At 54.9% G+C, this 10,643-nt stretch carries 12 protein-coding genes; 2 read left to right on the top strand and 10 right to left on the bottom strand.

Annotated features, from left to right (window positions below):
• The first annotated feature begins 275 nt into the window (after positions 1–275).
• Both AC2VLR_RS10325 and AC2VLR_RS10320 read left to right on the top strand, forming a co-directional pair.
• Positions 276–590 carry a hypothetical protein gene (locus AC2VLR_RS10325; protein ID WP_486882037.1) on the top strand — a complete coding sequence of 105 codons (315 nt, stop codon included), beginning with the start codon at positions 276–278 and terminating at the stop codon, positions 588–590.
• Positions 590–1,483 carry an ATP-grasp domain-containing protein gene (locus tag AC2VLR_RS10320; RefSeq protein ID WP_486882036.1) on the top strand — a complete coding sequence of 298 codons (894 nt, stop codon included), beginning with the start codon at positions 590–592 and terminating at the stop codon, positions 1,481–1,483. Before AC2VLR_RS10325 ends, AC2VLR_RS10320 begins: the two co-directional genes overlap by 1 nt.
• Here the strand turns inward: AC2VLR_RS10320 and AC2VLR_RS10315 are convergent.
• The 10 genes from AC2VLR_RS10315 to AC2VLR_RS10270 all read right to left on the bottom strand — a co-directional run bounded on the left by AC2VLR_RS10315 (position 1,449) and on the right by AC2VLR_RS10270 (position 10,582).
• Complete coding sequence (locus tag AC2VLR_RS10315) at positions 1,449–2,171, bottom strand: lysophospholipid acyltransferase family protein (RefSeq protein ID WP_486882035.1); 723 nt, start codon at positions 2,169–2,171, stop codon at positions 1,449–1,451. The genes AC2VLR_RS10320 and AC2VLR_RS10315 overlap by 35 nt on opposite strands.
• Positions 2,168–2,707 carry a D-glycero-beta-D-manno-heptose 1,7-bisphosphate 7-phosphatase gene (gmhB, locus tag AC2VLR_RS10310; RefSeq protein WP_486882034.1) on the bottom strand — a complete coding sequence of 180 codons (540 nt, stop codon included), beginning with the start codon at positions 2,705–2,707 and terminating at the stop codon, positions 2,168–2,170. The genes AC2VLR_RS10315 and gmhB overlap by 4 nt, the downstream gene beginning before the upstream one ends.
• A complete protein-coding gene (gene glyS, locus AC2VLR_RS10305; RefSeq protein WP_486882033.1) occupies positions 2,707–4,806 on the bottom strand; it encodes a glycine--tRNA ligase subunit beta in 2,100 nt (699 codons plus the stop codon). Before glyS ends, gmhB begins: the two co-directional genes overlap by 1 nt.
• Positions 4,806–5,678, bottom strand: coding sequence for a glycine--tRNA ligase subunit alpha (gene glyQ, locus AC2VLR_RS10300; RefSeq protein WP_486882032.1), 873 nt, complete (start codon positions 5,676–5,678; stop codon positions 4,806–4,808). The genes glyS and glyQ overlap by 1 nt, the downstream gene beginning before the upstream one ends.
• An 89-nt stretch (positions 5,679–5,767) precedes the next feature.
• Positions 5,768–6,130, bottom strand: coding sequence for a roadblock/LC7 domain-containing protein (locus AC2VLR_RS10295; RefSeq protein WP_024892973.1), 363 nt, complete (start codon positions 6,128–6,130; stop codon positions 5,768–5,770).
• Between the two features lie 49 nt (positions 6,131–6,179).
• A complete protein-coding gene (locus tag AC2VLR_RS10290; protein ID WP_486882031.1) occupies positions 6,180–6,818 on the bottom strand; it encodes a roadblock/LC7 domain-containing protein in 639 nt (212 codons plus the stop codon).
• Complete coding sequence (locus AC2VLR_RS10285; RefSeq protein WP_215842308.1) at positions 6,815–7,381, bottom strand: GTP-binding protein; 567 nt, start codon at positions 7,379–7,381, stop codon at positions 6,815–6,817. Before AC2VLR_RS10285 ends, AC2VLR_RS10290 begins: the two co-directional genes overlap by 4 nt.
• A gap of 51 nt (positions 7,382–7,432) precedes the next feature.
• On the bottom strand, positions 7,433–8,578 hold the full coding sequence (locus tag AC2VLR_RS10280) for a response regulator (protein WP_486882030.1): 1,146 nt from the start codon (positions 8,576–8,578) through the stop codon (positions 7,433–7,435).
• A gap of 9 nt (positions 8,579–8,587) precedes the next feature.
• Positions 8,588–9,979, bottom strand: coding sequence for a type IV pilus assembly protein FimV (locus tag AC2VLR_RS10275; RefSeq protein ID WP_486882029.1), 1,392 nt, complete (start codon positions 9,977–9,979; stop codon positions 8,588–8,590).
• A gap of 171 nt (positions 9,980–10,150) precedes the next feature.
• Positions 10,151–10,582, bottom strand: coding sequence for a hypothetical protein (locus AC2VLR_RS10270; protein ID WP_486882028.1), 432 nt, complete (start codon positions 10,580–10,582; stop codon positions 10,151–10,153).
• Between the last annotated feature and the right edge of the window lie 61 nt (positions 10,583–10,643).

The following is a 10,643-nucleotide window of genomic DNA, read 5'->3' as shown; positions in this document are numbered from 1 at the left end:
AGGCCGTGGCCGCTTCCGCTTCATTCGCCGACAGATTGGTGTCCTGAAAAAAGGCGCCGTGTCCCGCCAGACCTTGCTGCGTGCTGTTGTCGCTCATTGCTGTGCTCCTTGGCCGAATGGCCAGTTATTGCGAATAAACATGACTATTTGTTTATATTGTAGACTATTATGCTCCACAATAATTCCCTTGCCAAGGAAGAAGTTTTATGATGATGAATTTTTGGGCATGGATCAGGGCGCATTAACCCCTAGCAAACAAGGATCAATGGAAGGCAATGGAAATCATCCGGGAAGAACAGGCAGAACAACAAATTGCAGAAGCGTGCCAGCGGCTTTATCAAAATCCTCTGGTGCGAAGCAAGGGGTGGTTGCCCAATTTGTTCTGGCGCGCTGCCAGTCGCGAAAATCCTTTTGGGAGTTTGCGGGTGAACCCTCTGGAACTGGAGGTGCTGTTTGCCGCGATCTGCGGAGAAAAATCCCAGGCGCGGCAGCTGCTGGAACAGAAACAGCCGGGGCGGGCAGGTTTTATCGAAAGATCCATCGCCCATGGTGAATTACCTCTGCTGAGTTTTCGTGCTGATCCGTCCTGATGATGGCTGAACATACCAAAATCGTAGTGTTGTCGCGTTTCGGGAATTTATATTCCACCCGGCGACTCCTCCAGGCCATTGCGGCGAGAGGCATGGAGCCGCTGCTCCTCGCCCCGGAGCAGTGTCTGTTGTCTCTGAATGGCCAGCACGCGGAGTTGTATGTCAATGGCGAAGTCCTTCCCCATTGCGCCGCTGTCATCCCGCGAATCGGCGGGCCCATTACCGCCTTGGGTGCACGTCTGCTGCGCTATTTTGCCGGAGCCGGAACCCTGTGCCTGAATGGGGCCGGGGCGCTGCAATTGGCGCGGGATAAATTTGCGTCCTTGCAGGTTCTGGTGACTGCCGGAATAGCCGTTCCGCAGACCCTCTATTTCACCGATGCGCGGCAGCGGGAAGTGGCGCTGGAAATGCTGGGAACTCCCTTGGTCCACAAGCTCCTGCAAGGTTCCCAGGGCGTCGGTGTCAGTCTGGCGGATTCACCCATGGCGGCGCGAGGCATGCTGGATACTTTTCTGAGTCTTCAGCATGAGGCCATGATTCAGCAGTATTTACCGGGCCGTCAGGATGTCCGGGTGATCGTCTTGTTTGGAAAGGTGATGGCTGCCATGGTTCGCGAATCTCCCGCAGAGGATTTTCGCAGCAATCTGCACTGCGGTGGTCGTGCCCGGGCATGGTCTGATCTACCGGATACCTGGGCGGATGTGGCGCGGAAAGCCGTTGTAGCCCTGGGCTTGGATTTTGCCGGAGTGGATCTGATGGCTGATGCAGATCAGAATCCGTTGGTCCTGGAGGTGAATCCGTCTCCCAGTCTTGAAGGTGTTGAAAAAACCACAGGAATATCCATAGCCGAAGAGATTGTTACGGCTTTGCAGGCGCGCCTGACATCTGCCTGACGGTGGCGCGGATCCAGTTTTCTGCGGCCTGGGTCAGGGCCGCCGATTTTCCGCTGGCGGGCAGTGCCGGACCAATCTGTACTTCTACCTGCCCGGATTTTTTGCGCCAGTCATTACGCGCCCAAAAGCAGCCGCTGTTGACGGCAATGGGCAGCAAAGGCACTTCTGCGCGTAAGGCCAACCCTGCTGCCGTACTGCTGAACGGGCCGACTTCACCACAGGGGTAGCGAGTGCCTTCGGGAAAAATGACCACATGAAATCCGGCGGCCAGGCGCAGTTTGCCTTCTTCCATCACCTGTACCAAGGCCTGACGACCCGCGCTGCGATCAATGCCAATAGGCCAGGCCAGGCGCAGACCCCAACCAATGATGGGGATGCGGAATAGCTCCTGTTTAAGCACATAGGAAAGCCGCGGGAATATACACCAGAGGAGCAGGGTTTCCAGAGCCGATTGGTGGTTGGCGACAATCACGCAGGGGGTGTCGGGAATGTTTTCCAGACCCCGGATGCGATAGTGTAGTCCGCAACTGAGGCCGAGCCAGTGGACGGCAACCCTGGCCCAGAGGCGGCTGGCCCAGACCCGCGCTGCCAGTGGCATAGGCACGGTCAGCAGGGTAAAAAAGGCCCAGACCAGCGTCCACAGGGTAAAGCCAAGGTAAAAAATGCCGCTGCGCAGGGTTTGTATCAAGCTGCACCCAGCAATGCCTGCACTACCGCCGCCAAGTCCGCAAAAATCGGGTATCCGGCCAGCTCGGCTTCGCGACGGGTATTTTGTCCTTTCCCGGTGAGGACCAGTATGGGCTTGGCGCCAGCATCCCGGGCTGCCTGTAGATCCCGCAGACTGTCACCAATGGCTGGCACATTGTCCAGAGAAATCTGCAGGCGTTCGGCTATTTGCTGGAACATCCCCGGCAGAGGCTTGCGGCATTGGCAACCAGCGTCGGGTAGATGGGGGCAGAAAAAAATGGCTTCAATGCGTCCCCCAAAAACAGCCAGTTCCTGACGCATGCGCTGATGAATGGCCGTGAGGGTGCGAATATCGAATAGTCCCCGCCCAACACCGGACTGGTTGGTGGCCACGACTACCTGAAATCCCGCCCTGTTGAGGCGGGCAATGGCTTCCAAGCTGCCGGGAATAGGTCGCCATTCTGCGGGAGACTTGATGAAGGCATTGCTGTCTTCATTGATGACGCCGTCACGGTCGAGAATCACCCATTGCGCCATCAGGAGCCCTGGAGTTGCGCAAAGTCGGCAATGCTCAGAAAACTGTCCTGCAGTCGAGACAGCAGGGCCAGGCGGTTTTGCCGGATTTCGGGATTTTCCGCCATGACCATGACCTGATCGAAAAACTGGTCAACGGAGGGGCGTAATCCGGCCAGCAAATCCAGAGCGCTGGCATAGTGTCCTTGTTGCAGATGGGTATGCACGGACCCGGCCATGGCTTGCCAGTGCGTCCAGAGCTGTCTTTCAGCGGGATCTTCGAAGCATTGCGGATCGGGCTCGCCCGTCACTTCCTGATGTTCTTTACGGAGCAGGTTGTTGATGCGTTTGATCAGTGCCGCAAGAGCCTCGGCAGAGGGATGATCGGCCAGAAAAGCGGCCAGGGCTTCCAGGCGTTGTCTTGCGTCGACCATCTGATGGGGCTGGCGGCTGAGTACGGCGTTGATCTGGTCACCGCGAAAACCTTCTTCCTTGAAATAGACGCGCATCCGATCCTGGAAAAAGTCGAGTATGGCGCTGCGAACTGCCGTAGGATCTTTGATGATGGCGCGCCCCAGAGTCTCCAGTGTCAGATCAACGACGCTGTCCAGGTGCAGAACTAAATCGGCATTGAGAATAATGCGCAAGATGCCCAATGCGGCCCGGCGCAGGGCAAAGGGATCCCGGTCGCCGCTGGGGACTTTGCCAATGGCAAAAAAGCCGCAGAGGGTATCGAGCTTGTCGGCGATGGCCAGGCACTGACCGGCCCGGCTCGGGGGGATATCATCATCGCGACCGTTGGGCAGGTAATGTTGACCAATGGCCGCCGCGACTTCGGCTTTTTCGCCGTCATGACGGGCGTAATGTCCGCCCATGATGCCCTGCAGTTCGGGAAATTCTCCCACCACCCCGGAGAGCAAATCACTTTTGCAGAGTGCTGCGGCCCGTTCCAGATCATCCGCATTGACCTGACAGAACGGACTGAAGGCCCGGGCCAGTTTTTGCAGGCGCAGGGTTTTGTCATAAATGCTGCCCAGACCCTCCTGAAAGAGGACCTGTTTCAGTTCGGGAAGTCTTTCGGCCAGGGGTTTCTGGCGATCCTGATCCCAGAAAAAAGCGGCATCGGCCAGGCGGGCGCGCAGCACCCGGTTATTCCCATGAATCACCACTTGCGCATCCTGACTGTGCAAGTTGGCTGCAAACACATATTGGGCTATCAGTTGGCCATTTTCGCCACGTAACGGAACATAGCGTTGATGCTGCATCATCACGGTGATCAGTGCTTCTTCGGGAATCCGCAGGTAATCTTCGGCAAAGCTGCCCAACAGGATCACCGGCCACTCATTCAGACCGGTAATTTCATCCAGTAGGGCGGGAGGTAATATGGGGGTAGCCCCCAGGTCTTCGGCCAAGGCGGAAATTTTGTGGGCAATATGCTCGCGGCGCAGGTCGAAATCCGCCATCACCTGGCCATGCATCAGGGCCTCGGCGTAGTCTGAGGGCTGCGGGATGAGGATGGATTCAGGATGATGGACCCGATGACCGAAGCTCATGCCTCCGGCTTGCAGTCCAAAGGCCTGCCAGTCCAGGACTTGTTGTCCTTGACGTAAAAGCAGCCAGCGTACCGGGCGCAGGAAGCTGTCCTGACGGGATCCCCAGTGCATGCTTTTGCGTAAGGGCAGGGCGGCAATCGTCTGGCTGGCAATTTCCGGGAGCAGGCTGTAACTGCTGCGTGCGGCTTCGATTTCTCGCCAGGCCAGCACCGGGCCTTTTTCCGTTTCAAGGGTGTGCAAATCGGCGAAGCTTACACCACAGGAGCGGGCGAAACCTTCGGCTGCGGGTGTAACATTTCCATTGGCATCCCGGGCTCTCGCTACCGGGGGGCCGCGCCGGATGCTTTCCCGGGGATGACTGTGCAGGGCGAGGTCCTGAATCCATAAAGCCAGACGTCGGGGGGTGACATAGGCCGTAATCTGACCACAATCGAGCCCGGCTTCACCCAGCAGGCGAGTCATCTGCGCAACTGCGGCATCCCTTAAGGGGAGTTGTTCGCGGGCGGGAAGCTCTTCACAGCCGATTTCCAGAAGACAATCTTCCCGCAGAAGTTTTTCATGGGTTGACATCAGGCACTCCGCAACAGGGGATGGCCCAGTTCGGCCCGGGCTTCGGCATAAATTTCCGCTACGCCTTTGGCCAGGCCACGAACCCGACCGATAAAACGGGCGCGTTCGTTGACGCCAATGGCATGCCGGGCATCCAGGAGGTTGAAAGTATGGGAGCAGTCGAGAACCCGTTCATAGGCCGGCAAGGGCAGCTTGCTGGTCAGGAGCGAACGGCAATCGGCTTCAGCGCGATCGAAACGCTGAAAAAGATCTTCTACAGGAGCCATCTCAAAATTGTAGCGGGATTGTTCCACTTCATTCTGATGAAAAACGTCACCGTAAAGAACTCCCGGAGTCCAGACCAGGTCATAGACGCTTTCCACCCCTTGCAGGTACATGGCCAGACGCTCCAGACCATAAGTCACCTCGCCCATCACCGGATGGCAATCCAGACCGCCCACCTGCTGAAAATAGGTGAACTGGGTGACTTCCATACCATTCAGCCAGACTTCCCAGCCCAGCCCCCAGGCCCCCAGGGTTGGGGATTCCCAGTCGTCTTCCACAAACCGGATGTCCTGAACCTTCGGGTCAATTCCCAGTGCCGCCAGGGAATCCAGATACAAGTCCTGTAAATTCATCGGGTTAGGTTTGAGAACAGCCTGAAACTGATAGTAATGCTGGAGACGATTGGGATTGTCGCCGTAGCGCCCGTCGGTGGGGCGACGGGAAGGCTGCACATAAGCCGCCCGCCATGGTTCAGGGCCGATAGCGCGCAGAAAGGTAGCGGGATGAAAAGTGCCAGCCCCGACGGGCATGTCCATGGGCTGCAATAGCACGCAACCCTGTGCGGCCCAGAAACTCTGGAGCCGCTGGATGATTTCCTGAAAAGTCATATGCGTCTCAAACAGTCATTTCGCGCATTATGGCCCAAGGGAGCGGACGCTGTGAAGCGATCAGGAGCGATCCCTGAATAAAGGCGGTATCACAACAATTCGGCAATGCCGCTGGAGGCGCGTTTGGCGTCCAGGAATACCAGTCCCAGCTTGGCTTCCTTACGGGCGATAATGGTCAAAACAGCATCCGGGCCGGCATGAATAAGCAGTACATAGCCGTTGTCTCCCTTGATCATGACCTGCTCGAGCTCTCCCCGGGCCAATTCTGCGGCGGTACGGTCACCCAGGGACAGCATGGCGGCAGCCATGGCGCCGACGCGGTCTTCATCCATGGTGGAAGAAAGCAGGGAGGCAATGGTAAGGCCGTCGGTAGAGATGACCGCAGAAGCCTCAATATCGGCGGATGAGCCATTGAGGTCACTGAGGATGGATTTGAGCATTTCTTCACGCATGGGAATTCTCCTGATAAACTGTCAATAATTCTTTGTAAAATATAAAAATCTAGCGGTAGCGTTTATCCAGTTCCTGAACCAGTGTGACAAAGGACTGATCCTGGAGACGGGGGGTGCCGCTGACAATGAGCATGAAACGTTGCTGTCCGATAAATAGCGGCCAAAAACCCAGTTCAGATCGGCCGGAGGGATCCAATAGCCCCCAGGTTTCCGTATTGACCCGTAAATTGTTTTTGAGCAGACGGCTGTGGCGGGATTGCAGGGAAAGCAAATCAGCCGAGAGACCCGCCAGTTCTTCTGCTGCTTCATGAGCAAAGCCTGCCGCCGCCAGATAGAAACCATTTTCGTCAGCGAGCAGGGTTTTTTGTTGATCCGATAGGCGGGCCAGTAAGGGCGGTAGGGCATCTTCGAGCCGTAGGTCACTGTCAGTCCGGGCCTGATGGGTCCCGCGCAACAGGCCGAGTCGTTGCAAGCGGAAAATGCTGCGTAAGGCTTCATCTGAATCAGTGGTTTCTGCCCATTGGCAGGCGATCTCGGCAGAAAATGGCGCACGGTTTCCCGTACGAAGCACATGCAGCAAAATGGCGCGGTTACCTTCCTGGTCGGGGCTGGAAGTCGCATAAAAGGCTCCCGCTGGCGTTACTTCGCCGAAGACTTCAGTACGCGCTGTAACCAGCTCTATACTCATAGAACATCTCCAATCCCTGGATCGATGGAGTAAAGCAGCGCCATGACCAGATTTTTAATGTCTTCTTTTTTGCGCCCATCAATTTCAAAAATAGGGGGAATCGGATTCAGCATTTTGAGGTCGGCCGTTACTTCGAGAAGCATATTGGCATAATCCGCAGGGCTTGGCCGGCTTTGCACATCCGTTTTGGAAATGCCAATCACTACCGGAACCTGGATAATATAATCCTTGAAAGCATGCAGAAAGAAATGCAAATCTTTTTTGGGGTTAGGCCGGGTATTATCCAGCATGAGGACCAGGCCCAATCCGCCTGTTGTGAGGATGTCCCACATAAAATCAAAGCGTTCTTGCCCTGGGGTGCCATAAAGGTGAATTTTGGTCTGGGCATCCAGCTTGAGTGTGCCATAGTCCATAGCGACAGTTGTATGTCCCTTGCGATTCAGGGTCATGTCAGAGGCTTGAGCATCGGTAGAAATGATCGGCGTATCCGATAAGACCGATATGGCGGTGGTTTTCCCCGCACCAACTGGACCTGTAAAAACGATTTTATTATCTTCTCTCACAAAATAGCTCCTTGAAAATCATTGTTATCAGCATCGCAGCATGCGCAAGTCTTATATCCCGGCTATGCGTTTCAGGAGACGGCCCAAAAAGCTTCTTTTGGCTGCGGGAACTTCAGTATCTGCAGGGGTTGAATGCTGTGCTACCCGAACAACGTTCACGGGATTTTCGGGAGTGTTGTAGCGCAGTAACTCCAGCGCATCTGCGGCAGCTAGAAAGTTGAACAAATCCGGTACTTCAACGCGTAGCATTTTTATTGTAAGTGCTGGAGAAGCGGGAGAGCGGGCCAGAAATGCCGCCAGCCGCAACGCATCGGGAAGCATCGGTAAGCGGGTCAGGTTAGGCCATTGCTTGAGTTGTACCGGTGCATTGATTTGCAGCTTCTGGTTCAACCGGCCATTAGCTGTCCATGCACCTGCTTGCCAGAGTAGGGATTGCAGGGACATATGGCGAGCAACGCTGCTGTTTCCGAAATCATCATCACGCGGCGCACGCATCAGCAATTTAATGGAAGATGTCCGACAAATATGTTGCAACTGTTCATCATCCACCAGAATGGTAGCCTGATCAGTCATCGCGTCAATGCGGACAATGCGCTGTTGATTCTGGTCGGCGATGATGGTGCTTGCCTGATCTCGCTGCGCGATTTGCAGAAGACCCAATAATCCCTCGCTGGAATTGAAATACTGGACTTCTTCAGGGCGGAGCACCGGCACGGGTTTGGCGGGTATGACGTGGACAACTGGCGGAGTTGGTGCCGGCACTGTCTCCGGGATAGGGACGCTCATTGGAGGAACGGTCACATCCGGACGAATAGGTTTGACATTGGTATCCGCAGGCGTTTTTTCAGGCGCTTTGGGTGTATCCAGTAAGAGCGATTCCAATGCAGGGAATAAGGTTTCCATGCGTACGGGCTTCAGGAGTAACGGGAACAGACCATTCTCCGGAGGGGCGACGCTGGTGACCAAAATACGTTGTCCCGGTTCTTCCTGATGTAGCTTGCGGGCGATTTCAATACCCTGTGGCCCGTCAATATCCACAATCGTCAGATGCGGGATCCGAGCATCTGAAGATTCGAGCAGGTGATATTGACGGCGAGTATGCATTTTAAAGGCCATGCGAAATACCGCTTCCTTACGGTTATCCATACCCAGGCTACGAACGAGGATGCTGTCACTATGGGAGGTATTATTCGTCATGATCAAATCCTAAATGACCTTTCGCTGCGGTTGGCGTTGCATGCGTTCAGCCAGGCTGAACATTTGTCGCATGATTTCTTCATCAGGCGGTGTTTCCATATTGAGAATGGCACGGGTAAAGTTGGAGAAACGCTCATGAGCACCCATGCGTTCATACATTTCCAGGAGCGGGCGGTAGTAAATTTTATGGTCGGGACGGGTAAGTGTGGCTTTTTCCAGGAGGTCGACGGCTTCTTCTACTTGCCCATACTCCAGAAGGCTGTCGAACTCTTGCAGAATGCTGTCATCATTGTCCTTGGCCATGATCTGATGATCACGACGAATCTCCTCCAGAACCAGTGCCGGACTGGTAAACGGAATGGCTGTGAGGGGCAGATAAAGACCGTAATGCTCTGCTTGCTGCGCAAGGATAGGTTTATCGGTTTCGCTGGCCTCCAGCTTTTCCCAGAGCGGATGCGCTCCCAACTGACGGCCATAATTCAGCATTCGGACACGCAGCGCAGCACCCGCTCCCCATAGGCTGATGTAAAGCTGAAGCAATGCTTCTGCGAAATTTTCACAACGTTTTTGCCGATAAAGCATATCCAGTAAAGCCACATGCAAGACCAGTTTGCGCGGATCAAAAATAAGGTTGCGTTTGAGGATGCGTTCGGCTTCAGCATGTTGCTGGGTCCCCTGCAGCGCGCGCACGATAATTAATGGATCAACCAGTGTCGCGCTAATAAGGCATTCTCTGGGGCTGATGGCCTCCAGGCGTAACTGCCCCTGCAGCAAAGTCTGCTTGTCACTTGTCCTTGCGGCATCGTCCGCATTGTTGAGGGTGGTCTGGGTTTTTTCAGAAAAACCACTAAGGTCCATATCCAGTGGTTCAGGGTTGACCAGGACCTGCTGTAATTCCTGTTGTGCCTTGAGTAACGCAGGCGAAGGCGACGCCGGGGTCTCGATACGCTGGATGGTAGTCACTGCGGCTAGTTGGCTGTTGCTGATACCGGTATTCTCGGCAAGTACTCTGAGCTGAAGATTGTCTGGATCAGCATGAAGCCCCGAGAGAATAAGATTCTGTACTTCCAGGCCGGAAAGGCACTGTTCCTCGTGCAACTGACTGAGCAAATCGGCAAAGCGATCTATGTCTGGTATTTCTTGGTATAAGGCCAACAGCTTACGACTTTGCTGGAGATCTCCCGGATTGTGGCTGACGTACCAGCTTAATGACGTAGCAGCCTGCTCAAGATGACCATATGCCAGATAAATTTCAATTTCATCAAGAATGCTGGTCTCATCCACTTCGGCGCTGGCAATCGGCGCACCCGATGTGGAGCTCCGTGGCACATGGAGATTCATGTTGGAAGCTGACGGTTCCTCGGCACGTACAGCCCTGGCATCGGGTGAATCCTTCAGCAAGCGTTTTCTATTGAATAGCTTCCAAAGCCCCGCAAAAATCACGAGGACAAGAAGTAATGCAATGATAATCAAGCTGCTAAGAGGTAATTCCATGCACGAAGCTCACTTCCTGTTGAATATGTTTGCGGCAAATGATTCATGGCCTCGTAAATAGGCGTTTTAGACCGGCTGTCAATGTGCAAACAGTTCAGCCAGGGTTTTTAACCGGGATACGCTCGGACGAGAGGGCGCGAAAGTTTGCGCGGCAAGGTTGGCATAACTCGAAAAAAAGGCGGGAAGTGCCTGCACCACCAGGGGCAGACGCTCGCGGCTGACGGTAGCCAAGGTCCATTCAGCACGGAGGTCATAGCGCGGATGCTGGCTGCAGACGGCAACCCCCCAGCGGGAATCTTCCTGGGACCAGCGATGCCTGTCTATAGCCAGCAGATGTTGTTCAGGCGCTTGGCGCAGGCCTACGTAGGGCCCTCTGAAAGGAATCTGCAGATCAGCTGCCAGATCAGCCAGCATGTGATCGAGGCGCACCAGGGCGTCACGTTGTTCTGCCCCAGGAATTTGCTCTCCCTGAATGACTTTTTTTAAAATAATGAGGTGTGGTGATTCCATAAAGGCCTCCTTTTCCCTTATGATATTGCCGGTTATAAAGCATGCAGCCAACGGCACGATA

The organism is Acidithiobacillus sp. TH-A117, from assembly GCF_057473465.1.
The sequence above is the reverse complement of the archived record's forward strand: the minus strand, read 5'-3'. Positions and strand labels throughout refer to the sequence as shown.

Bases quoted from the DNA above. Each gene is read 5' to 3' on its own strand.
- AC2VLR_RS10320 (WP_486882036.1), top strand. From the start codon at position 590: ATGATGGCTGAACATACCAAAATCGTAGTGTTGTCGCGTTTCGGGAAT.
- glyQ (WP_486882032.1), bottom strand. From the start codon at position 5,678: ATGACTTTTCAGGAAATCATCCAGCGGCTCCAGAGTTTCTGGGCCGCA.
- glyS (WP_486882033.1), bottom strand. From the start codon at position 4,806: ATGTCAACCCATGAAAAACTTCTGCGGGAAGATTGTCTTCTGGAAATC.
- AC2VLR_RS10295 (WP_024892973.1), bottom strand. From the start codon at position 6,130: ATGCGTGAAGAAATGCTCAAATCCATCCTCAGTGACCTCAATGGCTCA.
- AC2VLR_RS10270 (WP_486882028.1), bottom strand. From the start codon at position 10,582: ATGGAATCACCACACCTCATTATTTTAAAAAAAGTCATTCAGGGAGAG.
- AC2VLR_RS10325 (WP_486882037.1), top strand. From the start codon at position 276: ATGGAAATCATCCGGGAAGAACAGGCAGAACAACAAATTGCAGAAGCG.
- AC2VLR_RS10280 (WP_486882030.1), bottom strand. From the start codon at position 8,578: ATGACGAATAATACCTCCCATAGTGACAGCATCCTCGTTCGTAGCCTG.
- AC2VLR_RS10290 (WP_486882031.1), bottom strand. From the start codon at position 6,818: ATGAGTATAGAGCTGGTTACAGCGCGTACTGAAGTCTTCGGCGAAGTA.
- gmhB (WP_486882034.1), bottom strand. From the start codon at position 2,707: ATGGCGCAATGGGTGATTCTCGACCGTGACGGCGTCATCAATGAAGAC.